General features: G+C 67.1%; 24 protein-coding genes and 1 pseudogene. 19 read left to right on the top strand and 6 right to left on the bottom strand.

Annotated features, from left to right (window positions below; translation table 11 throughout):
• Window positions 1-365: 365 nt before the first annotated feature.
• The 5 genes from VHO04_RS01010 to VHO04_RS00990 all read left to right on the top strand — a co-directional run bounded on the left by VHO04_RS01010 (window position 366) and on the right by VHO04_RS00990 (window position 6,336).
• On the top strand, window positions 366-1,907 hold the full coding sequence (locus VHO04_RS01010; RefSeq protein WP_329626619.1) for a M23 family metallopeptidase: 1,542 nt from the start codon (window positions 366-368) through the stop codon (window positions 1,905-1,907).
• 73 nt (window positions 1,908-1,980) lie between these two features.
• Window positions 1,981-2,979 carry a porphobilinogen synthase gene (gene hemB / locus VHO04_RS01005; RefSeq protein WP_329626618.1) on the top strand — a complete coding sequence of 333 codons (999 nt, stop codon included), beginning with the start codon at window positions 1,981-1,983 and terminating at the stop codon, window positions 2,977-2,979.
• Window positions 2,976-3,518, top strand: coding sequence for a GNAT family N-acetyltransferase (locus VHO04_RS01000; protein WP_329626617.1), 543 nt, complete (start codon window positions 2,976-2,978; stop codon window positions 3,516-3,518). Before hemB ends, VHO04_RS01000 begins: the two co-directional genes overlap by 4 nt.
• Window positions 3,515-5,785: a fused MFS/spermidine synthase gene (locus tag VHO04_RS00995; protein WP_329626616.1), complete on the top strand. Its 2,271-nt coding sequence runs from the start codon at window positions 3,515-3,517 to the stop codon at window positions 5,783-5,785. The genes VHO04_RS01000 and VHO04_RS00995 overlap by 4 nt, the downstream gene beginning before the upstream one ends.
• Window positions 5,782-6,336, top strand: coding sequence for a gamma carbonic anhydrase family protein (locus VHO04_RS00990; RefSeq protein WP_329626615.1), 555 nt, complete (start codon window positions 5,782-5,784; stop codon window positions 6,334-6,336). The genes VHO04_RS00995 and VHO04_RS00990 overlap by 4 nt, the downstream gene beginning before the upstream one ends.
• A gap of 114 nt (window positions 6,337-6,450) precedes the next feature.
• On the opposite strand, the gene VHO04_RS00985 is transcribed toward VHO04_RS00990, so the two are convergent.
• The 5 genes from VHO04_RS00985 to VHO04_RS00965 all read right to left on the bottom strand — a co-directional run bounded on the left by VHO04_RS00985 (window position 6,451) and on the right by VHO04_RS00965 (window position 11,856).
• Window positions 6,451-7,113, bottom strand: a complete 663-nt coding sequence (locus tag VHO04_RS00985; RefSeq protein WP_329626614.1) for an inner membrane-spanning protein YciB — start codon at window positions 7,111-7,113, stop codon at window positions 6,451-6,453.
• Window positions 7,110-8,036, bottom strand: coding sequence for a signal recognition particle-docking protein FtsY (gene ftsY, locus VHO04_RS00980; RefSeq protein WP_329626613.1), 927 nt, complete (start codon window positions 8,034-8,036; stop codon window positions 7,110-7,112). The genes VHO04_RS00985 and ftsY overlap by 4 nt, the downstream gene beginning before the upstream one ends.
• On the bottom strand, window positions 8,033-9,343 hold the full coding sequence (locus VHO04_RS00975; RefSeq protein ID WP_329626612.1) for a MiaB/RimO family radical SAM methylthiotransferase: 1,311 nt from the start codon (window positions 9,341-9,343) through the stop codon (window positions 8,033-8,035). The genes ftsY and VHO04_RS00975 overlap by 4 nt, the downstream gene beginning before the upstream one ends.
• Window positions 9,340-10,146, bottom strand: coding sequence for a diaminopimelate epimerase (gene dapF, locus VHO04_RS00970; protein WP_329626611.1), 807 nt, complete (start codon window positions 10,144-10,146; stop codon window positions 9,340-9,342). The genes VHO04_RS00975 and dapF overlap by 4 nt, the downstream gene beginning before the upstream one ends.
• 87 nt (window positions 10,147-10,233) lie before the next feature.
• Window positions 10,234-11,856: a putative bifunctional diguanylate cyclase/phosphodiesterase gene (locus VHO04_RS00965; protein WP_329626610.1), complete on the bottom strand. Its 1,623-nt coding sequence runs from the start codon at window positions 11,854-11,856 to the stop codon at window positions 10,234-10,236.
• Window positions 11,857-12,163: 307 nt separating this feature from the next.
• Here VHO04_RS00965 and ffh point away from each other — a divergent pair, with 307 nt between their 5' ends.
• From ffh to rimM, 3 genes and pseudogenes are all read left to right on the top strand, one after another.
• On the top strand, window positions 12,164-13,624 hold the full coding sequence (ffh, locus tag VHO04_RS00960) for a signal recognition particle protein (RefSeq protein WP_329626609.1): 1,461 nt from the start codon (window positions 12,164-12,166) through the stop codon (window positions 13,622-13,624).
• 37 nt (window positions 13,625-13,661) lie between these two features.
• A pseudogene (rpsP, locus tag VHO04_RS00955) lies at window positions 13,662-14,177 on the top strand (30S ribosomal protein S16); the annotation flags it as partial.
• Between the two features lie 126 nt (window positions 14,178-14,303).
• Window positions 14,304-14,798, top strand: a complete 495-nt coding sequence (gene rimM / locus VHO04_RS00950; protein WP_329626607.1) for a ribosome maturation factor RimM — start codon at window positions 14,304-14,306, stop codon at window positions 14,796-14,798.
• Between the two features lie 62 nt (window positions 14,799-14,860).
• Here the strand turns inward: rimM and VHO04_RS00945 are convergent, their stop codons facing one another.
• A complete protein-coding gene (locus VHO04_RS00945; protein ID WP_329626606.1) occupies window positions 14,861-15,127 on the bottom strand; it encodes a hypothetical protein in 267 nt (88 codons plus the stop codon).
• A gap of 52 nt (window positions 15,128-15,179) precedes the next feature.
• On the opposite strand from VHO04_RS00945, the gene VHO04_RS00940 reads away from it, so the two are divergent.
• From VHO04_RS00940 to VHO04_RS00890, 11 genes are all read left to right on the top strand, one after another.
• The gene (locus VHO04_RS00940; protein ID WP_329626605.1) at window positions 15,180-16,097 is read left to right on the top strand and encodes a LysR substrate-binding domain-containing protein; all 918 of its coding nucleotides are present in this window, start codon (window positions 15,180-15,182) and stop codon (window positions 16,095-16,097) included.
• A 45-nt stretch (window positions 16,098-16,142) separates the two neighbouring features.
• Window positions 16,143-16,412 (top strand): AbrB/MazE/SpoVT family DNA-binding domain-containing protein, encoded by a 270-nt coding sequence (locus VHO04_RS00935; protein ID WP_329626604.1) that lies wholly within the window; start codon window positions 16,143-16,145, stop codon window positions 16,410-16,412.
• Entirely contained in the window at window positions 16,405-16,788 is a 384-nt protein-coding gene (locus tag VHO04_RS00930; protein ID WP_329626603.1) for a type II toxin-antitoxin system VapC family toxin, read from the top strand. The genes VHO04_RS00935 and VHO04_RS00930 overlap by 8 nt, the downstream gene beginning before the upstream one ends.
• Complete coding sequence (gene trmD, locus VHO04_RS00925; RefSeq protein WP_329626602.1) at window positions 16,785-17,531, top strand: tRNA (guanosine(37)-N1)-methyltransferase TrmD; 747 nt, start codon at window positions 16,785-16,787, stop codon at window positions 17,529-17,531. The genes VHO04_RS00930 and trmD overlap by 4 nt, the downstream gene beginning before the upstream one ends.
• Window positions 17,528-17,905 (top strand): 50S ribosomal protein L19, encoded by a 378-nt coding sequence (gene rplS, locus VHO04_RS00920; RefSeq protein ID WP_329626601.1) that lies wholly within the window; start codon window positions 17,528-17,530, stop codon window positions 17,903-17,905. The genes trmD and rplS overlap by 4 nt, the downstream gene beginning before the upstream one ends.
• Before the next feature lie 95 nt (window positions 17,906-18,000).
• A complete protein-coding gene (locus VHO04_RS00915; protein WP_329626600.1) occupies window positions 18,001-18,621 on the top strand; it encodes a DUF1287 domain-containing protein in 621 nt (206 codons plus the stop codon).
• A gap of 41 nt (window positions 18,622-18,662) precedes the next feature.
• Window positions 18,663-19,688 carry an aspartate-semialdehyde dehydrogenase gene (locus VHO04_RS00910; RefSeq protein WP_329626599.1) on the top strand — a complete coding sequence of 342 codons (1,026 nt, stop codon included), beginning with the start codon at window positions 18,663-18,665 and terminating at the stop codon, window positions 19,686-19,688.
• Window positions 19,689-19,796: 108 nt separating this feature from the next.
• On the top strand, window positions 19,797-20,576 hold the full coding sequence (locus tag VHO04_RS00905; RefSeq protein WP_329626598.1) for an arginine deiminase family protein: 780 nt from the start codon (window positions 19,797-19,799) through the stop codon (window positions 20,574-20,576).
• On the top strand, window positions 20,573-21,199 hold the full coding sequence (locus tag VHO04_RS00900) for a DUF2238 domain-containing protein (RefSeq protein ID WP_329626597.1): 627 nt from the start codon (window positions 20,573-20,575) through the stop codon (window positions 21,197-21,199). The genes VHO04_RS00905 and VHO04_RS00900 overlap by 4 nt, the downstream gene beginning before the upstream one ends.
• The gene (locus tag VHO04_RS00895) at window positions 21,196-21,666 is read left to right on the top strand and encodes a GFA family protein (RefSeq protein ID WP_329626596.1); all 471 of its coding nucleotides are present in this window, start codon (window positions 21,196-21,198) and stop codon (window positions 21,664-21,666) included. Before VHO04_RS00900 ends, VHO04_RS00895 begins: the two co-directional genes overlap by 4 nt.
• A gap of 145 nt (window positions 21,667-21,811) precedes the next feature.
• Window positions 21,812-22,549, top strand: a complete 738-nt coding sequence (locus VHO04_RS00890) for a DUF4336 domain-containing protein (protein WP_329626595.1) — start codon at window positions 21,812-21,814, stop codon at window positions 22,547-22,549.
• Window positions 22,550-22,575: the final 26 nt, after the last annotated feature.

Below are 22,575 nucleotides of genomic sequence, written 5' to 3'. Positions count from 1 at the left end.
CACGGGGAGGGGGACCACCGAAGGTGGTGGAGGGGCAGGTGCGTCATGGCGCGCCTTTTCTGGATCGAAGCGTAAACCGAGGGTGCCCCTCCACCATGCTTCGCATGGTCCCCCTCCCCGTGCCGGGGAGGATATCTTGTCGGCTCCCGGTCGAAAGCCACCATTCCATAAATTCGCGCAGAGGCCGCGTCATATCCCGCGCTCCGCACGGCCCGCCGCAAGCCGCCGGCGGGGGCGGGGCGTTAAATTGACTTTAACGGCCTTTGTTTACAGACCGGCGGTCGAAAAGATCATTCGACGGCCGGGTCGGGAGGCCCGTCGAACGGGGGTTGCTTTTGTTCCAGCGTCACGAACCCATCGCGGGGATGTCCGGCAATGCCGCCGCCCTGACGATGTCGCAGGCGATCGGCCTGCGGCGTGCGGACGCTGCGCCCGAACCGGCGCTGTCCTGGCGCGATCGGCTCGCGCTGCTCGATCTCGTTCCAAACCTTGGCGACAATATCGGTTCGGGCGAATGGTGGCGTGGGCTCGCAACGCTGACTTTGCTGTGCGGTGCCGCGATTGCGACCTATCCCGGCGTGAAGCCGCTCGAACAGCCCGCCGCAGCGCTCAATGCCGCCGATTTCAACGAAGCGCGCGCGCAGATGATCGTGCCGCTCGCGCTCGGCGGCGACACCGGCCGTCACATGGCCGCGACCGACGCCGTACGCCCGCTCGCCCAGACCCCCGAACGCCCGCAGATAGAACTCACCGCAACGCTCGGTCAGGGCGACAGCTTTGCGCGCGTGCTCGAACGCTCGGGTGTGGGCAGCGTTGATGCGCAGGCGCTTGCGAGCCAGATATCGTCGGCGGTGCCGTTGGTCGACATCGCGCCGGGCACGCGGATCGACCTGATCCTCGGTCGCCGCGCCGCGCGGACCATGCCGCGCCCGGTCGATGCGCTGGCGATGCGCGCGCGCTTCGACCTGCGCATCGAGATGGAGCGGATCGACGGGCGGCTGGTGATGCGCCGCATTCCGATCGCGGTCGACGCGACGCCGCTGCGCATCCGCGGCCGCGTCGGCGACAGCCTTTATCGCTCGGCGCGCGCCGCGGGCGCTTCGCCCGAATCGATCCAGGCTTATCTGCGCGTCGTCGGCCGCCAGCTTTCGGTCGGCAGCGACATCCGCGCGAGCGACGAGTTCGACATCATCGTCGAGCATCGCCGCGCCGAAACGGGCGAGAGCGAGACGGGCAAATTGCTCTATGCGGGCCTTGTCCGCGGCGGCAAGCCCAAGCTGTCGATGATCGAATGGACCGTCGACGGCCGCCTCCAATGGTTCGAGGCGTCGGGTGCCGGCGAGCAGCGCAGCGGCATGGTGCGTCCGACGAACGGTCGGATTACCTCGCCCTTCGGGATGCGCCGCCATCCGATACTCGGCTATGTGCGGATGCATCGCGGCATCGACATGGGCGGCGGTTACGGCGGTCCGGTCTTCGCGGTCAGCGACGGCGTGGTGCAGGTCGCCGGTCGCACCGGCGGTTATGGCAATTATGTAAAGCTCAGTCACGGCGGCGGGCTCGGCACCGGCTATGGTCATATGAGCCGCATCGCGGTGCGCCCCGGCCAGCATGTGTCGCGCGGGCAGGTGATCGGCTATATCGGGTCGAGCGGCCTCTCGACCGGCCCGCATCTTCACTATGAAGTCTATCGCAATGGCGTTCCGGTGAACCCGCTGTCGATCGCCTTCGTCATCCGCGCCAGGCTGGAAGGGCAGGCGCTCGCCGACTTCCGCGCGCGCATCCGTCAGCTCACGTCGATCGCGCCCGGCGCGGCGCTCGCTCCGGTCGCGGCGAAGCCCGTCGAGGGTCCGAAGCTCGGGTTGCTCGGCGATGTTGCCGCCAAGCGCGCGGGCGAAGGGATCTAGCTTTCCCCCTCCTGCAAGCGGCAGGGGATGAATGCTATTTGCCCTTGCGCTTCGCGCCGCTATGCACGCGGGCATGACTCACGCCCCCTTTCCCGACCTGCGCCTGCGCCGCAGCCGCCGCACCGGCTGGAGCCGCGCGATGGTGCGCGAGCATCATCTGACCCCCTCGAACCTGATCTGGCCGCTGTTCGTCTGCGCGGGATCGGGAACCGAGGAGCCAATCGCAAGCCTGCCCGGCGTGTCGCGCTGGTCGGTCGACCGGCTCGTCGAGCGCGCCAAGGATGCGGTCGCGGCGGGCATCCCCTGTCTTGCGCTCTTTCCCTATACCGAGGCCGGGCGGCGCAGCGAGGACGGCGCGGAAGCGCTCAATCCCGATAATCTCATGTGCCGCGCGACCGCTGCGATCAAGCAGGCGCTCGGCGACCAGATCGGCATTCTCACCGACGTCGCGCTCGATCCCTATACCAGCCACGGGCAGGACGGGCTGATCGACGAGGCAGGCTATGTTCTCAATGACGAGACGGTCGAGGTGCTGGTCGGACAGGCGCTCAATCAGGCGCGCGCCGGGGCCGATATCATCGCGCCTTCGGACATGATGGACGGCCGCGTCGGCGCGATCCGCGAGGCGCTGGAGATCGAGGGCTTCGGCCATGTCCAGATCATGAGCTATGCCGCCAAATATGCCTCGGCCTTCTATGGTCCCTTCCGCGACGCGGTCGGCTCGCGCGGGCTGCTCAAGGGCGACAAGAAGACCTATCAGATGGACCCCGCGAACGTCGAAGAGGCGCTACGCGAGGTCGAGGCGGATCTGGCGGAAGGCGCCGACAGCGTCATGGTCAAGCCGGGGCTTCCCTATCTGGACGTCGTGCGCGCGGTGAAGGATCATTTCGCGGTGCCCGTCTATGCCTATCAGGTGTCGGGCGAATATGCGATGATCGAGGCTGCGGCCGCCGCCGGTGCGGGCGACCGCGATGCGCTCGTCCTCGAAACCCTGCTCGCCTTCCGCCGCGCGGGCGCCTCGGGCGTGCTGACCTATCACGCGCTCCATGCGGCGCGGTTGCTGAACGGATGATCGAGACCGCGCGGTTGGCGATGCGGTCGTGGCGCGACGCGGATGTCGCGCCGTTCCAGGCTATTTGCAGCGATCCCGAGGTCATGGCGACGCTGGGCCCGCCTCTAGATATGGACGCGACGAGCGCGTTGATCGACCGTATGCGCGCGATCGAGGCCGAGCATGGCCACAGCTTCTGGGCGCTGGAACGGCGCGACGATGCGCGGCTGATCGGCTGGTGCGGGATCATCCGCGGTAGTGCGGGGCCGGTCGAGGGCAAGGCCGAAATCGGCTGGCGACTGGCGCGCGACTGCTGGGGCGCCGGCTATGCGACCGAGGCGGCGCGCGGCGCGATGGACTGGGCCTTTGCCCATCTCGCCGACGATGTCGTCTGGGCGATCACCTGGCGCGGCAACACCCGCAGCCAGGCGGTGATGGATCGGCTCGGGATGCGCCGCCACACCGATCTCGACTTCGATCATCCGAAACTGGCGGAGAGCGATCCGCTCCGTCCGCATGTCACCTATTCGATTGCGCGCGGGGCGTGGATGGCGGCATGATCGATCGCCTGTCCGCAACGCCGCGCCGCTGGCTGTTCGTGCTGACGATATTCGTCGGCAGTTTCCTGCTGTTCCAGGTCCAGCCGATGGTAGCGCGGATGGTGCTGCCCCGGCTGGGCGGCGCGCCCGCCGTCTGGAACAGCGCGATGCTGGTCTATCAGGCGCTGCTGCTTGGCGGCTATGCCTATGCTCATTGGCTCGGCCGTTTCGAGGTGCGCCGTCAGGCGATGATCCATGTCGCGCTGTTCCTCGTCGCGGCGCTGTGGCTGCCGATCGGCATCGCCCATATCGCGCTGCCCGCCGCCGGGCAGGAGGCGCTGTGGGTGCCGCTGCTGCTGCTCGCCTCGATCGGCCCGGTCTTCTTCGTCGTGTCGGCGCAGGCGCCGATGATGCAGCGCTGGTTTGCGGCCGACACGCGCGCCGGCGACCCCTATTATCTTTATGCCGCGTCGAACCTCGGCAGCTTTGCCGGGCTGATCAGCTACCCCGCGTTCGTCGAACCGTCGCTGCCGCTCGCGGCGCAAAGCTGGGGGTGGAGCGCGGGCTATGGCCTGCTGGTGCTGCTCGTCGCGGCGAGCGCGGCGGCGCGCTGGCACGCCCATGCCGTGCACACGGACATCGCGAGCGATGCCGAGCCGCGCCCGTCGCTGCGCCGCCGGATGCACTGGCTGCTGCTCGCGGCGGTGCCGTCGGGCCTCATGCTGTCGACGACGACGCACCTCACCACCGACATCGTCGCGATGCCGCTGTTGTGGGTGCTGCCGCTCGGCCTCTACCTGCTGAGCTTCGTCATCGCTTTCTCGACCGCCGAGCGGCTGACCCAGGTCTTCACCACCATCGCTCCGGCGGTGCTGCTGTCGATCGGCGGGCTGGCGCTGCTCAGCACCGGTGGCGGGACGATGGTCGTCGCGCTCGCGGCGCTCGCGATGCTGTTCATCGTCGCGACCGCACTCCACGGCTATCTCTATCATCTGCGGCCCGCGCCGGGACATCTGACGCTCTTCTATCTCGTCATGTCGGCAGGCGGGGTGCTCGGCGGATTGTTCGCCGCGCTGATCGCCCCGCTGATTTTCGACTGGGTGTATGAGCATCCGCTGCTCGTCCTCGCTGCCGCGATGCTGCTGCCGCTTCCGGTGCTGTTCCCATGGGACGCATGGCTGAAACTGTCGCCGGGTCGGGCGCGGGCCGTCGCGGCGCTGCTCGTGGCCTTCGCGATCTTCGCCTGCTGGAAGATGGTCGGCGAATGGACGGGCCGCCTCGAGGGGGAGGCTGTGGTCTGGGGCATCGCGATCTTCGTCATCGGTCTGTTCGTTATCGGCTGGCGCTGGGCCTTCGTTGCCATATTGGCGCTGCTGATGCTCGGCGTCGGAGGATGGAGCACGCTGCAAGAGAGCATGACCGGGATGCGTGTTCGCAGCTATTTCGGCGTCTATACGGTGACCGACGATCCTTACCGTCACCAGCGTCGCCTCGCGCACGGGACGACCCTGCACGGGCTCCAGCGCACCGATGCGCCGCATCAGTTCGAGCCGACGACCTATTACGGCCACCAATCGGGGGTCGGGCTGACGCTCGACAAGGCCGAAGCGCTCGCCGGGCCGCGCGCCGCGGTCGGGCTCGTCGGGCTCGGCGCCGGAACCCTGTCCTGCTACCGCCGCCCGGGGCAGCGCTGGACGATCTTCGAGATCGACCCGGCGATGGCGCGGATTGCGCGCGACCGCAAGAAATTCACCTTCATCAGCCGCTGCGCCCCCGATGTGCCGATCGTGATCGGCGACGCGCGGCTGCGGATCGCACAGCAGCCCGCGGCGCAGTTCGACATATTGATCATCGACGCCTTTTCGTCGGATGCCATTCCGCTGCATCTGCTGACGGCCGAAGCGATCGGCATCTATGCGCGTGCGCTGAAACCGGACGGCATCCTGCTGATCCATATCTCGAACCGCTTCTTCGATCTCGAGCCCGTGCTGGCGGCGGAGGCGAAGGCGCGCGGCTGGTCGGCGGCGATCCGCATGGACCCGTCGCCCGACGAAGGCGCGGCCGACGACGACTTCAGCGACCTGACCGGATCGAACTGGGTGGCGCTGACCGCGACGGCGCAGCGACTGGACCAGTTGACGCACGGCCTCGAGCCGCGCACGGAGGCGGCGAAGGACGGCATATGGGTGCCGCTCGAATCGCGGCCGCATTTCGAACGCTGGACCGACGATTATGCGTCGACCCTGCCGGTCCTGCTTTGGGGCCATCTGATCGGACAACGCGAATGACCTATACCGACGTCAGCATCATCGCCGTGAACGGCAAGACGCCGCAGATCGACCCCAGCGCCTTCATCGCGCCGGGGTGCCGGATCATCGGCGACGTGACGATCGGCCCCGATGTCAGCATCTGGTATAATTGCGTGCTGCGCGCCGACGTCAGCCGCATCGTCGTCGGCGCGCGGTCGAACATCCAGGACGGCAGTGTCGTCCATTGCGACGGTCCGATGCCGCACCGGCCCGATGGCTTTCCGACGATCATCGGCGAGGATGTGCTGGTCGGCCATATGGCGATGATCCACGGCTGCACGCTCGCCGACCGCGCTTTCGTGGGATTGAAGGCGACGGTGATGAACGGTTGCCGCATCGGCAGCGACGCGATGCTCGCCGCGGGCGCGCTGCTGACCGAGAACAAGGACATTCCCGCGCGCGAACTGTGGGCGGGCGCGCCCGCACGGCGCGTGCGCGACATCGACGATGCGCAGGCGGCGGGAATGCAGGTCGGTGTGCAGCATTATGTGCTGAACGGCCGTATGCACAAGGCGGCGGTGGAGGGATAAGCCGACAGTTAATTCCGTTCGTGTCGAGCGAAGTCGAGACACCTATCAGGACAGCGCCATGCCGATGGGTGTCTCGACTTCGCTCGACACGAACGGGACAGGAAGCGCCGCTGCCTATCTGTTCGTCTCTTCCGGCACCGCCAGTCCGTTCTTCAGCATCACCGGAACCTGCGTCAGGGTGAAGAGGAAAGAGAGGGCGGTGACGCCCCAGACCTTGATCGTCAGCCACATGTCGAAGCTCATCCGTCCCGCCTGGATCAGCTCGTACATGACATGATTGGCGACGCCGAGCGCGGCGAAGAACAGCCCCCAGTTGCGCGACAGCAACAGCCAGCCCCTTTCGGTCACGCCTTCGAGCGCCGATTGGAGCAGATATTTGAGCATCGGCTTCCCTAGCATCCAGCCGCCGAGCAGCAGCGCCGCGAAGGCGGCATAGATGATCGTCGGCTTCATCACGATGAAGCGCTCGTCGTGGAACCAGATGGTCAGAGCCCCGAAGCCGAGGACGAGGATGCTCGATATCCACAGCATCGGCGAAATCCGGCCGAGCTTCCATTTCGACACGATCATCGCGGCGACGATCGCGATCATGAAGGCGACCGTGGCCTTGATCGCACCGGTCGTCGCGGCAAAGGCGCCGGTGCCGCCCGAGGTGAATTTATAGGTCAGGAAGAAAACCAGCAAAGGCCCGAAATCGATCGCGAAACCCAGCCAGCCATGTTTGGCTGGCGGCGGCGCGGGGACCGTTTCGGGGCCGGTGGGAAGTTGGTCGCTCATCGGATGTTTCCGGCAATGATGCCCGCGATCTCGTCGGCGTCGAAGGGGCGGAGGTCGTCGATCGTCTCGCCGATGCCGATCGCGTGGATGGGGAGGCCGTGGCGCTCCGCCGCGGCGACGAGGACACCGCCGCGCGCGGTGCCGTCGAGCTTGGTCATGACGAGGCCGGTGACCCCGGCGACTTCGCGGAACACGTCGATCTGCGACAGCGCATTCTGCCCCGTCGTCGCATCGAGGACGAGCACGACGTCGTGCGGCGCCGCGGGGTTGAGGCGGCCGAGCACGCGCTTGATCTTCGCAAGCTCGTCCATCAGCTCGCGCTTGTTCTGGAGGCGGCCCGCGGTGTCGACGATCAGCACGTCGATGCCGGTCGCGGTTGCCTGTTTGACCGCGTCGAAGACGATGCCGGCCGAATCGCCACCCTCCGGCCCCGCCATGATCGGGATGCCGAGCCGTTCGGCCCAGACCTTCAGTTGCCCGATCGCCGCGGCGCGGAACGTGTCGCCCGCGACGAGCATCACGCCATAATCCTGTTCCTGGAACAGATGCGCGAGCTTAGCGATGGTGGTGGTCTTGCCCGACCCGTTGACCCCGATCACCAATATCACCTGCGGACGCGGGAAGGCGTCGATGTCGAGCGGTTCGGCGACCGGGCGCAGCACCGCGGCGATTTCCTCGGCGACGACCCTGCGCAATTCCTCGGTGCCGTTCGCGGCGACGTCGCGGCGCTCGGCCAGCCGATCGCGGATGCGCGCGGCCATCACCGGGCCGAGGTCGGCGGTGATCAGCGCCTCCTCGATGCGGTCGAGATCGTCGTCGTCGAGCCGCGACTTGCCGGTAAGCCCCGACAGATTCTCGCCGAGCCGTTCCGACGTGCGCTTGAGGCCGCCGAGCAGCCGCTCGCTCCAGCTCTGCCCGGTCATGCGCCCAGCCTTTCCGCGATCATCCGTTCGCCGTCGCGCGCGGTCAGGCGGACGCGGGCGATGGTGCCGGGTTCGGCGGGCGCGGTCAGCGTCAGCGGCGCGAAATTCTCTGCATGGCCGGTCAGCCCGTCGCGCTCGACGAGCATCGCGGCGGTGCGCCCCGCCTGCGCATCCATCCAGGCATGGCGCCGCCGCGCATTGGCCTTGCGCAGCAAGGCGGCGCGCGTCCGCGCGACGGCGCGGCCGACCTGCGGCATTCGCGCTGCGGGGGTGCCGGCGCGCGGGCTGTAGGGAAAGATATGGCCGAAGACGATGTCGCAATCGTCGATCAGGGCCATTGTATTGGCAAACATCTGGTCATCCTCGGTCGGAAATCCGGCGATCAGGTCGGCGCCGATGGCGATGTCGGGGCGCGCGGCCTTCAGCCGTTCGGTCAGGCGGACGGCGTCGGCACGGCGGTGGCGGCGCTTCATGCGGGTCAGGATCATATCGTCGCCCGCCTGCAGCGACAGATGGACGTGCGGCATCACGTGCTTTTCCTGCGTCAGCAGCGCGAACAGGGCGTCGTCGATGCGGTTCGGGTCGAGCGACGACAGGCGCAGGCGCGCGATCGGCAGCGTGAGCAGCGCCTCGACCAGTGCGGCGAGGCTGGTGCCGCTGTCGTCGCCATAGCTCGCAAGGTCGACCCCGGTCAGCACGATCTCGCGCTGGCCGCGATCCAATGCGACCCGCGCCGCGTCGAGCACGGTGTCGACCGTCGCCGAACGCGCCGTGCCGCGCGCCATCACCGTGGCGCAAAAGGTGCAGCTATGCGCACAGCCGGTCTGGACACCGAGGAAGGCGCGCGCGTGGTCCGGGCCGGAGAGGGCGGGGGAATAGGGGCGCGACGTGCTAAAAGAGGTCGTGTTCCCCCGCGAAGGCGGGGGTCCATCTTCTGCCAGTGCTGTCTCGAACCGGCCGGAGATGGGTCCCCGCCTTCGCGGGGACACGGTGTTTATATAACTTTTCGCCAACCCCTTCGCATCGTTCGCCACCACCCGCGCGCCCATCGCCGCGAAGCGCTCGGCCTCCAGTTCGGCCGCACAGCCGGTCACCACGACGTCGGCCCCCGGCCGCTCGCGCAAGGCGCGGCGCACCGCCTGGCGCGCCTGCCGCACCGCTTCGTCGGTCACCGCGCAGCTGTTGAAGACGATCGTGTCGCGCGCGCCGGCCTCGCGCGCGGCGGCGCGGATCGCTTCGCCCTCGGCGATGTTCAGCCGGCAGCCGAAATTGACGACCTCCTGCCGGTCGGCGGCGAGGAGGCTCATCCGAAGCGCGCCCAGTCGGTCTCGCCGTCGAAGACGCGCGTCGCGGCGCCGCTCATCACGATCGGCTCGCCCGGAGCCCAGCGAATGATCAGGTCGCCGCCGGGCAGCGACACGGTGACCGGCGACGCGACGAGCCCGGCGCGGATCGCGGCGACCGCGGTCGCGCAGGCGCCGGTGCCGCACGCTTGGGTCAGCCCGACGCCGCGCTCCCAGACGCGAAGCTGAAGCTGGTTCTCGCCATCGAGGCTCGCGACATTGACGTTGACGCGCTCGGGAAACAGCGGGTCGGTCTCGATCCGCGGGCCGAGTTCGGCGAGCGGCACCGCATCGGCCTCGGGCACGAAGAAGATGATGTGCGGATTGCCGACATTGACCGCGGCGCCATGCTCCAACTCGTCCCACGCGACGGGCATGTCGCGCGTATCCATCGGCATCGCGAGCGGGATCGCCTCCCAGTCGAAGACCGGTTCGCCGAGCACCACCTCGGCGCCGCCGTCGGCGGGAGTGACGCGCAGCATTCCGCCCAGCGTCTCGATCACCGCGGGCCGCGCCAGCAGCGTCGCGACGCAGCGGGTCGCGTTGCCGCACGCTTCGACCTCGCTGCCGTCGGCGTTGAAGATACGCATCTTCACATCGGCGTTCGCCGAGGGTTCGAGCAGGATGAGCTGGTCGCAGCCGATGCCGTGCCGCCGATCGGCGATGCCATGCGCGCGCGCCGGCGTCATCTCGACCGCCTGCTCGCGCGCGTCGATGACGACGAAGTCGTTGCCCAGCCCGTGCATCTTGGTGAAGCGGTCCGCCATGGGGCGCATTTAGGGATGCGGGGCGGGGAAGTCTAGCGAGGCGTCCGAGGCTGCCTGACTCTCCCCGGCTTGGAAGGGAGGGGAGGATTACGCCCGCTTGCGCAGTTCTTCTTCCTCGCCTGCCGTCGCGGGCAGCATCGGCGTGCGCAGCAGGCCGCGGTCGGTGAGCAGGCGGGCGGTGTCGTCGATCGACGCGGCGCGGCCGTAATACCAACCCTGCCCCTTCGAGCAGCCGAGACGGGTGAGTTCGATCGCGGTGGCTTCGTCCTCGACCCCCTCTGCGGTGATCGGCATCGCCAGACTTTCGCCGAGCCGGACGATCGCGACGACGATCGCCAGCGCGTCGGGGCTGCCGCGCATCGCGGCGATGAAGCTGCGGTCGATCTTGATCCGGTCGAACGGCAGCGCGCGCAGATGCGACAGCGAGCTGTAGCCGGTACCGAAATCGTCGAGGCTGAGGGACACGCCCTGATTCTTGAGGCTGGTGACGATCGAGCGGACGAGCGGCAGATTCTCGAACAGCGAGCTTTCGGTGATCTCGACCTCGAGCTGGCTGGCGGGGAAACCCGTTTCGATGAGCAGCTTGGTCAGCTTCTGGCTGAACCAGGGGTCCTTGAGTTGCTGCGGCGAGATATTGACCGCGAGGATGATCGACGGGTCCCAGCCCTTGGCGACCTCCATCGCGCGGCCGATGACCTGCAGCGACAGCTCGCCGATCAGGCCGCTGTCCTCGGCGACCGGGATGAAGCGCTCGGGCGGGATCAGGCCATATTCGGGCGATTCCCAGCGCATCAGCATCTCGAAGCCGACGAGGCGGCCGGTCGCGATATCGACCTGCGGCTCGAAATAGGGGATGAACTCGCCGCGCGGCATCCCGTCGCGAATCCCGGTCTCGATCTGGTTGCGGACCTGGACCGCCATCTCCATGCCCTGCTCGAACCAGATGTGGCGGTTCCGCCCTTCGTCCTTGCCGTGATACATGGCGATGTCGGCCTGGCGGACCATCGTTTCCATCGTCATGCTGGCGTCGGTAGCGAGCGCGATGCCGAGCGAGGCGCCGACGCGGATCTGCTGCGAATCATGCGCGACATTATCCTCGAGCGCGGCGACCAGCGCCGCGGCGAGCGCGTCGATGCTGGCGCGCGCGGCGGGTTCGAACGACAGCATCGCGACGAACTCGTCGCCGCCGAGCCGCGCCTTGGCGGCGGTGGGCGGCAGCACGCCGCTGATCCGCTCCGCCGCGACCTGCAGCACGCGGTCGCCCGCGGCATGGCCGTGGATGTCGTTGACCGTCTTGAAATGATCGAGATCGAGCAGGAACAGGGCGACATGGCGCCCGTTCGAGGTGGCATCGGCGATCAGCCGCTGGCCCTGGACGATCAGCGCGCGGCGATTGAGGAAGCCGGTGAGCGGATCGGTGTCGGCGAGGTAGCGCGCGCGCTGTTCGGCCTCGGTCCGCTCGCGGATTTCGCGGTTGAGATCCTCGTAGCGGCGCCAGCCGAAGAGGATGAGCGCGACATTCAGGATCAGCGCGACCGACAGCACCTTGTCGGGGCCGCCGCCGATGCCGACGAGAGTCTGCACGACCGACTGCATCACGCTGCCGCCGGTGCCGACGAACAGCAATATGCCCGCGACGACGATGCCGCCGGCGACGACGTCGCGGCGCGCATCCTCGCTTCGGTCGCGCGACTTCGGCCATAATGTCATAGATATATTCCCCACCATCACCGGTATATTGGCCGCGAGCGGTGAAATTTGCGTTAAATGGCCGTCTCGCACGTCATCCCGGACTTGGTCCGGCGTGACGAAGCGGTAAATCACGTCATCGTTGGAGGATCGCTCGCGCTTGCCTTTCGCCCCGCTTTTGCGTAAAGGCGCCGCGTTCGGACGCATCTTGCATCCGGGCAGATACGACATCCGCGACGGAAAACCTGTCCACGGATACCGCTGGTTGGCGAGGTTTCGCTCACCGGCGTGTTTTGCGTTGCGGTCGTCAGAAGGGTTGAAAAGGCGCATGTTCGACAGTCTGAGCAATCGGCTTGGCGATGTTTTCGGAAAGCTCCGCGGCCGCGGCGCGCTGACCGAGGCCGACGTGCGCGCGGCGATGCGCGAAGTGCGAATCGCCCTGCTCGAGGCCGACGTCGCGCTGCCCGTGGTGCGCAGCTTCGTCGATCAGGTCACCGAACTGGCGATCGGGCAGAATGTTCTGCGCTCGGTCACCCCGGGGCAGCAGGTGGTCAAGATCGTCAGCGATGCGCTGACCGAGATGCTCGGCTCCGAAACCGCCGAACTCGAACTTGCCGTCACCCCGCCCGCCGTCATCATGATGGTCGGCCTGCAGGGCTCGGGCAAGACGACGACGACGGCGAAGATCGCCAAGCGCCTCAAGGACAAGGAGCGCAAGAAGGTGCTGATGGCGTCGCTCGACGTCAATCGCCCCGCCGCGCAGGAACAGCTTGCCGTGCTCGGCAGCCAGATCGACGTCGCGACCCTGCCGATCGTCGCGGGCCAGCAGCCGGTCGAGATCGCACAGCGCGCGCTGCAGGCGGCGAAGCTGCAAGGCTTCGACGTCCTCATGCTCGACACCGCGGGCCGCCTCCACGTCGACCAGCAGCTGATGGACGAGATGCAGGCGGTGTCGCGCACTGCCAATCCGGCCGAGACGCTGCTCGTCGTCGACAGCCTGACCGGGCAGGACGCGGTGCAGGTCGCGCAGCGCTTTACCGACCAGGTGCCGCTGACCGGCGTCGTGCTGACCCGCATGGACGGCGACGCGCGCGGCGGCGCCGCGCTGTCGATGCGCGCGGTCACGGGCAAGCCGATCAAGTTTGCGGGCACGGGCGAAAAGCTCGACGGGCTCGAACTCTTCCAGCCCTCGCGCATCGCGGGCCGCATCCTCGGCATGGGCGACGTCGTCAGCCTCGTCGAACGCGCCGCCGAGACCATCCAGGCCGAAGAGGCCGAGGCGATGGCGGCGAAGATGGCGAAGGGCCAGTTCGACCTCAACGACTTGCGCACTCAGCTCAACCAGATGCGCCGCATGGGCGGCCTCGGCGCGCTCGCCGGCATGATCCCCGGCCTCAAGAAGGCGCAGGCGGCGATGGCCGACAGCGGCGCCGACGACAAGATGCTGATCCACTTCGATGCGATCATGGGGTCGATGACGCCGAAGGAGCGCGCGAAGCCCGAGATCCTGACCGCAAAGCGCAAGATCCGCATCGCCAACGGCTCGGGAACGACGGTGCAGCAGGTCAACCGGGTGCTCAAGATGCACCAGGAAATGTCGACCGCGATGAAGCGCATCCGCAAGATGGGCGGCCTCAAGGGTCTCGGCGCGCTGTTCGGCAAGGGCGGCGGCATTCCCGGTATGGGCGGGGGCGGCATGGGTGGCGGCGGCGGTCTCGGCGGGCTGCCCGGCCTCGGCGGCGGGGCGATCCCGCCCGAACTCGCCAATTTGATGAACAAGAAGAAATAATCCGAACAATCCAGTTTAGACTCAGAAGGAAAATATCATGGCTACCTCCATTCGCCTTTCGCGCGGCGGCTCCAAGAAGCGCCCCTATTACAAGATCGTCGTCGCCGATTCGCGCAGCCCGCGCGACGGTCGCTTCATCGAGCGCATCGGCAGCTACAACCCGCTGCTCGCCAAGGATAATCCCGAGCGCGTCAAGCTCGACGCCGAGCGCGCTGCGCACTGGCTGAGCGTCGGCGCCCAGCCGAGCGACCGCGTCGCCCGCTTCCTCGACGCCGCGGGCATCAAGGAACGCGCCGCGCGCAACAACCCCAACAAGGGCGTCCCGGGCGAGAAGGCCAAGGAACGCGCCGAGGAAAAGGCGACCAAGCTGGCCGAAGCCGAGGAAGCCGCGAAGGAAGCCGCTGCGGCTCCGGCCCCGGAACCTGAGGTTGAAGAAGCTGCCGCTCCCGAAGCCGCTGAATCGGATGCGACCGGCTCGGTGAAGAGCGAAGAGACCGCCGAAGCGGTGGCCGAAGCCGTCGCCGAAGAAGTTCCCGCCGACGCGACCGCCGAAGACGCGACCGCGATCGCCGAGGAAGTCGCCGAAGGCGGCCCGGTGGCCGAAGAAGCCCCGGCCGAAGAAGCCGCGACCGAAGCCGCCGCTGAAGAAGCCGGCGAAGAAAAGGCCGAAGGCTAAGCCTTGGCCGACGCGACACGCCCCGTCACCCTCGCCGCCATTGCCGGCGCGCATGGGGTGCGGGGTGAGGTGCGGCTCAAGCTGTTCGGTGAAGGCGCGGAGGCTCTCCGCGCCTTTTCCCTATTCGATGCGGGCGGCCGCAAGCTGACCCTGACATCGGTGCGCCCGGCGAACCAGGGCGCGGTCGCCAGTTTCGCCGAGATCGTCGACCGCAGCGCCGCCGAGGCGCTGCGCGGCACGATCCTGACCGTCCCGCGCTCGGCATTGCCGCCGCTCGGGCCGGGCGAATATTATCATCACGACCTGATCGGCCTGCCGTGCGTGTCGACCGGCGGCGCGGCGATCGGCCATGTCGCGGCGGTCGAGAATTTCGGCGCCGGCGACATCCTCGAAATCGAGAAGCCCGACGGCAAGCGCTTCATGGTGCCGATGAGCGCGCAAGCGGTGCCCGCGTGGGACGCCGACGGCGTGACGGTGAACGCGGCTTTCGTCGAATAAAGCCTGCCGTCCCCGGCGCCGACGAGGGACTATCGGGCGGGAACGGCAGGTGCGGGCGCGGCTCAGCGGCGACGGGCCGCGCGAACCGGAACGGCCCGCTTTGTCGTGCTGGGGACGGGCGCCACGAAATAGACGTCCTCGCCCGACGCATGGCTGGGGGCGACCGTTTCGACGAACTGGCGGGCCGTGCGGCGCAGCCATCGGAACCCGCGGTCGATATCGGCGCTCAGGCGGTCATGACCGTGCGTCCAGCCGCGCATGAAATGCTCTTCCATCATCGCTTGTCTCCTGTCTTCGATATGCCCGTTCAATGCGCCCGGCGCGTTCACGGCGCCAACAAAAGCTTTGCAGAATGATATAAGCAGAGCTTATATATGATCCATGTCCAGACTGCCGCCCCTCGCCGCCGTTCGTGCCTTCGAGGCGGCTGCGCGTTTGCAGAATTTTTCGCGCGCGGCCGAAGAGCTCGGCATGACGCAGGCCGCGGTCAGCTATCAGATACGGCAGCTCGAGGCGCGGCTCGGCCGTGCGCTCTTCGTGCGTGAAAAGGGACGGGTGCGGCTGTCCGAGACGGGGCAGCGGCTGCTTCCGGCAATAAGCGGAGCTTTCGCCGCGATGAACGACGCCTTCGCCGCGCTCAGCAGCGACGATGCCGAAGTGCTGACGATCAGCGCCGCGATCACCTTCGGCGGTACGTGGCTCAGCGCGCGGATCGGGCGCTTCCAGCTCCGCTACCCCGACCTTGCGGTGCGGCTTTTGATGTCGAACGAACTCGTCGACTTCGATGCGGCGAATGTCGACGTCGCGATCCGCACCGGGACCGGGCACCGGCCGGGGCTGCGCGACGACTTCCTCTTTCGCAGCCATGTGACGCCGATCTGCTCGCCCGCCTTTCGCGATGCGAACCGGATCGAAAAGCCCGCCGACCTGCTGCACGTCGAGCGGCTCGCGCCGAACGATCCCTGGTGGGCCGGCTGGTTCGCCGAAGCGGGCATCGGCACGCCGCCAGCGCGGCGGCAGGGCATCGAACTCGACAGCCAGCTTCAGGAAGCGATCGCGGCGCAGGGCGGCTTTGGTATCGCGCTGATGACCCCGCTGTTCTGGCGCGCCGAACTCGACAGCGGCCGCCTCGTGCGCCCGTTCGAGACGCTTTACTGCCCCGGTACTGCCAATTTCCTCGTCCATCCCGAAGGCCGCGTCGGCGTCCGCAAGATCGAGCGCTTTCGCGAATGGCTGCACGAGGAGATGGAAATGGACCGGCAGCGCGTCCCCGAGCCGCTATGGGCGCCGCTGTCTTGATTTGGATCGGGCCTGTATATACATGATGTATATACGGAGCCTGCCATGACCAAGGAATATCGCGCCAAAGTGTTCAAATCGGGCAATTCGCTTGCGTTGCGCCTGCCCAAGGCGCTGGGCATCGAGGAAGGAACCGAGATGATCGTCCGCGAGGAACGCGGCGAATTCCGCTTCGAACCCGCCGACAAACCCAAGGCGAAGATCGACGTCAGCGGCTTTGCGGGGAAGGCGCCTTGGCTCAAGGTCCCGGACCGTCGTGATTTTGAGGAGCGCCAGCTCGATTGGGAAGGCAAAAAGCTGAAACCCGATGAGTGAATTTCGCTTTCTGCTCGACAGCAATATCTGCATCTACTTGCTAACTGCCGCTTCACCAGAACTTCTCGACCGGGTGAGCCAGCAGGATGCAGGTACGCTTTGCTGCTCGGCGATCAATCTGGCCGAAATCGCGGTGGGTTATGGCGCCAGTGCGCTCGATGCCTCCGACCTTAGCGTCTTTCTAGAAAATGTTCCGGCCGTCCCGTTCGACGAGGCTGCCGCAAGGATCTATGGCACCTTGCCGCATAAACGGGCGGTCTTCGACCGGCTGATCGCGGCGCACGCGCTGTCGCTTGGTCTCACCCTTGTCACCAACAACGAAGCCGATTTCGCCGACGTGCCGGGGCTGAAAGTCGAGAATTGGACGCTGCCTTGACCTTCACCGCCGTCCCGCTGACCCTCTATCCCGACATGTTCCCCGGTCCGCTGGGGCACAGCATGGCGGGGCGCGCGCTCGAGGCGGGAGTGTGGTCGTGCGATCCGGTGCAGATCCGCGATTTCGCCACCGACAAGCACCGCACCGTCGACGATACGCCCGCGGGCGGTGGCGCGGGGATGGTGCTCAAGGCCGATGTCCTCGGCGCCGCGATCGACCATGCGGTCGCCGCGCATCCGGGGCTGCCGGTGCTGGCGATGACGCCGCGTGGGGCGCCGATCACACAGGCGCGTGTACGCGCGCTGGCGGCGGGTCCGGGGGCGATCATCCTTTGCGGACGGTTCGAGGGATTCGACGAGCGGATTTTCGAGGCGCGCGCCGTCGAGCAGGTGTCGATGGGCGACATCATCCTGTCGGGGGGCGAGATGGGGGCGCTGTTGCTGCTCGACGCTTGCATTCGGCTGCTTCCCGGCGTAATGGGCGCGCCATCCAGCGGTGACGACGAATCGTTCGAGAACGGTCTGCTCGAATATCCGCACTATACCCGGCCCGTCACATGGGAAGGGCGCACGATCCCCGAAGTGCTGCGATCGGGGGATCATGCGAAGATCGCCGCCTGGCGGAAACAACAGGCCGAGATCGATACACGGTTACGCAGGCCGGACCTTTGGGAGCGTCATGAGGGCGCTCGGGACCGACCTGCCTCTGGCGCGCGGCAGAAGAAGAAGGAACCGAGGCCATGAACCTCATCCAGACGATCGAAGCCGAAGAAATCGCCAAGGCCGGCAAGACCATTCCGACCTTCCGTCCCGGCGACACGCTGAAAGTCGGCGTGAAGGTGGTCGAAGGCGAACGCACCCGCGTCCAGAATTTCGAAGGCGTGTGCATCGCGCGCTCGAACAAGGGCATGGGCTCCAACTTCACCGTGCGCAAAATGTCGTTCGGCGAAGGTGTCGAGCGCGTCTTCCCGCTCTATTCGCCCAACATCGATTCGATTACCGTCGTCCGCAAGGGCGCTGTCCGTCGTGCGAAGCTTTACTATCTGCGCGGGCGCACTGGTAAATCGGCACGTATTGCGGAGCGCCGCGAATACCGGTCGGAAGCCGGCGAAGGCTAAGGAGAGCTTCTCCTTCACAAAGCCGAAACAGCTTTCAAAAACGACCGGTTCCGCCAACAGGCAGAGCCGGTCGTTTTCATTTGGGCAAAGCGAAATTGATCCAGCCGTCCGTTCCCTTTCAGCCGACACGGCGCGCCTTCCTCGGCGCGGGGCTGTGCTTTGGGGCGCTCGGCTTCGCGGGGCAGGCGATGGCCGCGACCAACGCGCAACGGCTGGTTGCTGCTGCGCGCAGGCAGATCGGCGTCACGCTGCGCTATGATCCCGCCTATACCGTGCTGCCCTTCCCGAACGGCGACGTCGACCGCGTCAAGGGCGTCTGCACCGACGTGGTGATCCGCGCCTTTCGCGACGCGCTGGCGCTCGATCTCCAAGCCCTTGTAAACGCCGACATGCGCGCCAATTTCGGCGCCTATCCGAAAAACTGGGGGCTCGGCCGCCCCGACCGCAATATCGACCACCGCCGTGTTCCCAACCTGGCGACCTTCTGGCGGCGGCAGAAGGCGGCGGTTCCGGTGAGTGACAAGCCCGCCGACTGGCGGCCGGGCGACATCTTCACCCAGCGGGTCGGCGGGCGCCTGCCGCATACCGGCATCGTTTCGGACCGGAAGAATACGATCGGCGTCCCGCTGGTTATCCACAATATCGGCGGCGGCACACGTGAGGAGGATGCGTTGTTCGCGCATCCGCTGACCGGCCATTTCCGCTGGAAAGTCTGACTATCGTTTCAACCGAATTCTTGCGCGTAAGGAGTAAGTGAATGGGTTATCGTATCGTTGTCGCCGGGGCCACGGGCAATGTCGGGCGCGAAGTGCTCGCCATTCTCGCCGAGCGCGAATTTCCCTACGACGAACTGGCGGCGGTCGCATCGTCGCGCAGCCAGGGCGACGAGGTCGAGATCGGCGATACCGGCAAGACCGTCAAATGCCAGAATATCGAGAATTTCGACTGGTCGGGCTGGGACATGGCGATCTTCGCGATCGGCAGCGACGCGACTGCGATCCACGCGCCCAAGGCCGCGGCGGCGGGCTGCGTCGTGATCGACAATAGCTCGCTCTATCGCATGGACCCCGACGTGCCGCTGATCGTGCCCGAGGTGAACCCCGACGCGATCGATGGCTATACGGCGAAGAACATCATCGCCAACCCGAACTGCTCGACCGCGCAGATGGTCGTCGCGCTGAAGCCGCTGCACGACGCCGCGACGATCAAGCGCGTCGTCGTCTCGACCTATCAGTCGGTGTCGGGCGCCGGCAAGGCGGGCATGGACGAGCTCTGGAACCAGACGCGCCAGATCTTCGTCGGCGACGAGAAGGACGTGACCAAGTTCACCAAGCAGATCGCCTTCAACGTCATTCCGCACATCGACAAATTCCTCGACGACGGCTCGACCAAGGAGGAATGGAAGATGGTCGTCGAGACCAAGAAGATCCTCGACCCGAAGATCAAGGTCACCGCGACCTGCGTCCGCGTCCCGGTCTTCGTCGGTCACTCCGAAGCGATCAACATCGAGCTGGAGGACGAATTGCCCGCCGAGGAAGCGCAGCGCATCCTGCGCGAGGCGCCGGGCGTCATGCTCCACGACAAGCGCGAGGACGGGGGCTATATCACTCCGGTCGAAGCGGTCGGCGATTTCGCGACCTTCGTCAGCCGCGTCCGCGACGATCCGACCGTCGACAACGGCCTCAACCTCTGGTGCGTCAGCGACAACCTCCGCAAGGGCGCGGCGCTGAACGCGGTGCAGATCGCCGAACTGCTCGGCCGCCGGCACCTCAAGAAGGGGTAAAGCGACTCTCCAAATCCCGTTCGTGTCGAGCGAAGTCGAGACACCCATCGTTGGTGTTTGCCCTCACGGCATCTCGACTTCGCTCGATGCGAACGGATAAGGGAGTGCATGACCAGTCCCTTCGCCTTCACCCACGCCCTCTGCCGCGCCCCCGCCCCATCGGCGGTCAAGGGCCTGCGCGCCGGGGACGGGCCCGATCCCGATTTCGCCGGCCTCGCCGCCGAACATGCCGCCTATGTCGCGGCGCTGCGCAATCTCGGCCTCGCGGTCAATGTGCTGCCGCCGCTCGACGCTTTCCCCGACGCGCTGTTCACCGAGGATGTCGCGTTGACCTTTCCTGAAGGCGCGATCCTGCTGCGCCCCGGCGCGGGGGCCCGCGCGGGCGAGGTCGAGCATATCCGCGCAGCGCTCGCCGCGCGCCACGCGCGTCTGCTCGCAATGACGGGGCCGGGCCATGCCGACGGCGGCGATGTGCTGCGTCTCGCCGATCGCGTGATCATCGGCCTGTCCGCGCGCACCGACCGCGCGGGCGCCGAGGAACTGGCGGCGCTGCTCGGACAATTCGGGCATCGAGCGGAGATCGCCGAGACCCCGCCCGGTGTACTCCATTTCAAGACCGGCTGCGGGCTGATCGACGAAACCACGATCCTCGCCGTCCCCGCGCTCGCGGACTGTCCGCAGTTTGCCGGGCTGACGGTCGTCGAGACCCCGGCGGGCGAAGAGGCGGCCGCCAATCTGCTGCGCATCGGCGACACGGTCCTCGTCGGCGCGCGCTGGTCCGCCACCCACGCTTTGCTGTCCGCGCGCGGAATCGCCATCCGGCCGATGGCGACCGACCAGATCGCGCGCATCGACGCGGGGCTGAGCTGCATGTCGCTGCGCTGGTGATCGCGTCGCTGCCCCGGCCGCAGCGCTGGTTGCTCGGCCTGCTTCTCGCGCTGCTGCTCGCCGTCCAGATCGCGCAGCCCTATCCCGAGGTGGCGCTGTTGCAGCATATTCCGACGGCGCTGCTGCTGATCGCTTCGCCGTGGCTGCTGCGCCGCTGGCCGCTATCGACCCCGGCGCTGGCCTGCATCGTCGCCTTTCTTGCGTTGCATACGCTCGGCGGGCGCTATGCCTATAGCAACGTCCCCTATGACGATTGGGCGCGCGCGCTCACCGGCGCGACGCTGTCCGAAAGTTTCGGCTGGACGCGCAACCATTATGACCGGCTCGTCCATTTCGGTTTTGGGGCGCTGTCGGCGATCCCCGTTGCCGAAATCGCGCGACGCTGGGGCGGCCTGGGGCCGCGCGGTGCGGTAGTTGCCGTGCTCGGCTGGGTGCTCGCCATTTCCTGCCTTTACGAGATTTTCGAATGGCTACTGACGATCGTCGCGGCGGGCGTGACCGCCGATCGCTATAATGGGCAGCAGGGCGATATGTGGGACGCGCAAAAGGATATGGCGATCGCCGCGCTCGGCGCGGTCGTCATGCTGCCGGCCGTCGCCGGACGGAGGAGAAAAGTGACATGACGCGCGAGATCATCGGCGGCTGCCGCTGCGGCCAGCTTCGCTATCGCTTCGTCCAGGACGGGCCGCTGCTCAACTATTGCTGTCACTGTCTCGATTGCCAGAAATCGACCGGCAGCGCCTTTGCCGATCAGCTGATCGTGATGGAGGCCAGCCTGTCGAGCGAGGGGCGGCGCGTCGAGCGCGCGATGCCGCGCCCCGCGGGCGGCGTATCGACGCACAGCTTCTGTCCCGATTGTTTCGGCCGCATCTATAACGTCAACAGCGAACGGCCGGGCATGGCGATCGTGCGCGACGGTACCCTCGACGACCCGTCGGAGCTCGACCCGTTCGTGCATATCTGGGTGCGGCGGAAACGCGATTGGGTCGCGATCCGCGAGGGCGTGCCGGCTTTCGACGAGACGCCCGATCCGGCACGCTTCATGGAACTGGCGATGGCGCGGCGGGGGGGCGGTTTCCGGTCGGGATGATGACCTGATTTGTGGAACTGGGTGCGATTTTTCTGTCTTCGTCACCCCGGATCAAGTCCGGGGTGACGAGGAGTGTAGTCGAACTGCCTCCCTACTCCAGCCGGGGAGTGTTTGAACCCGGCTAGCCGGGGTGGTAGGAAAGACAATGGCCGGCTTTCGCCCCTATGCGCCGCTCAATGTTCCCAAGTCCTTCGGCGAGAATATCTGGATCGTCGACGGGCCGGAAATCCGCATGGATTATGGCCCCGCCTCGATCCCCTTTCCGACGCGGATGACGCTGGTGCGGCTGGGCGACGGGCGCCTGTGGGTCCATTCGCCGGTCGCGCCGGACGCCGCGCTGTTCGACGCGGTCGATGGGCTGGGCGAGGTTGCGTGGCTCGTCGCCCCCAACAGCCTTCATTACTGGTTCGTCGCCGATTGGCAGCAACGCTATCCGCAAGCGAAGACCGCCGCGGTGCCGGGGCTCGCCGAAAAGGCGAAGCGGACCTTTCGTACCGACGTGGTGCTCGACGGTGCCGGCGCGCCGTGGCCGCGCGAGGAGATCGACGTGGTGCTCGTTCCCGGCACGGCGGTGAGCGAAGCGGTCTTCTTCCACCGTGCGTCGGGCACCGCGATCCTGACTGACCTGATCGAGAATTTCGAGCCGCAGCGCGTCGTCAATCCCGTCTATCGCTGGCTCGTGCGGTGGTCGGGCGCGGCGCATCCCGACGGCAAGGCGCCGATCGACCTGCGCCTGACCTTCTGGCCGAAACGGCGCGCGGTGCGTGCGGCGGTGGCGGCGATCCTCGCCTGGCCCTGCGAGCGCGTGGTGATGGCGCACGGGCTTCCTTATGCCTCGGGCGGTGCCGCCGAGCTGTGCCGGGCGCTGCGATGGGCGAGGTGAGGATGGGTGACGGCCGTATCCCTCAA

Origin of the sequence: Sphingopyxis sp., from assembly GCF_036261875.1 — a bacterium.
GTDB lineage: Bacteria > Pseudomonadota > Alphaproteobacteria > Sphingomonadales > Sphingomonadaceae > Sphingopyxis.
This window is presented reverse-complemented; position numbering and strand designations above follow the sequence as displayed.

Bases quoted from the DNA above. Each gene is read 5' to 3' on its own strand.
- VHO04_RS00975 (WP_329626612.1), bottom strand. From the start codon at position 9,343: ATGAGCCTCCTCGCCGCCGACCGGCAGGAGGTCGTCAATTTCGGCTGC.
- ftsY (WP_329626613.1), bottom strand. From the start codon at position 8,036: ATGACCGGGCAGAGCTGGAGCGAGCGGCTGCTCGGCGGCCTCAAGCGC.
- VHO04_RS00930 (WP_329626603.1), top strand. From the start codon at position 16,405: ATGAGTGAATTTCGCTTTCTGCTCGACAGCAATATCTGCATCTACTTG.
- VHO04_RS00895 (WP_329626596.1), top strand. From the start codon at position 21,196: ATGACGCGCGAGATCATCGGCGGCTGCCGCTGCGGCCAGCTTCGCTAT.
- VHO04_RS00910 (WP_329626599.1), top strand. From the start codon at position 18,663: ATGGGTTATCGTATCGTTGTCGCCGGGGCCACGGGCAATGTCGGGCGC.
- VHO04_RS00905 (WP_329626598.1), top strand. From the start codon at position 19,797: ATGACCAGTCCCTTCGCCTTCACCCACGCCCTCTGCCGCGCCCCCGCC.
- VHO04_RS00935 (WP_329626604.1), top strand. From the start codon at position 16,143: ATGACCAAGGAATATCGCGCCAAAGTGTTCAAATCGGGCAATTCGCTT.
- VHO04_RS00965 (WP_329626610.1), bottom strand. From the start codon at position 11,856: ATGACATTATGGCCGAAGTCGCGCGACCGAAGCGAGGATGCGCGCCGC.
- VHO04_RS00940 (WP_329626605.1), top strand. From the start codon at position 15,180: ATGTCCAGACTGCCGCCCCTCGCCGCCGTTCGTGCCTTCGAGGCGGCT.
- rplS (WP_329626601.1), top strand. From the start codon at position 17,528: ATGAACCTCATCCAGACGATCGAAGCCGAAGAAATCGCCAAGGCCGGC.
- ffh (WP_329626609.1), top strand. From the start codon at position 12,164: ATGTTCGACAGTCTGAGCAATCGGCTTGGCGATGTTTTCGGAAAGCTC.
- VHO04_RS00990 (WP_329626615.1), top strand. From the start codon at position 5,782: ATGACCTATACCGACGTCAGCATCATCGCCGTGAACGGCAAGACGCCG.
- VHO04_RS00985 (WP_329626614.1), bottom strand. From the start codon at position 7,113: ATGAGCGACCAACTTCCCACCGGCCCCGAAACGGTCCCCGCGCCGCCG.
- VHO04_RS01000 (WP_329626617.1), top strand. From the start codon at position 2,976: ATGATCGAGACCGCGCGGTTGGCGATGCGGTCGTGGCGCGACGCGGAT.
- VHO04_RS01010 (WP_329626619.1), top strand. From the start codon at position 366: ATGTCCGGCAATGCCGCCGCCCTGACGATGTCGCAGGCGATCGGCCTG.
- VHO04_RS00995 (WP_329626616.1), top strand. From the start codon at position 3,515: ATGATCGATCGCCTGTCCGCAACGCCGCGCCGCTGGCTGTTCGTGCTG.
- dapF (WP_329626611.1), bottom strand. From the start codon at position 10,146: ATGGCGGACCGCTTCACCAAGATGCACGGGCTGGGCAACGACTTCGTC.
- VHO04_RS00890 (WP_329626595.1), top strand. From the start codon at position 21,812: ATGGCCGGCTTTCGCCCCTATGCGCCGCTCAATGTTCCCAAGTCCTTC.
- hemB (WP_329626618.1), top strand. From the start codon at position 1,981: ATGACTCACGCCCCCTTTCCCGACCTGCGCCTGCGCCGCAGCCGCCGC.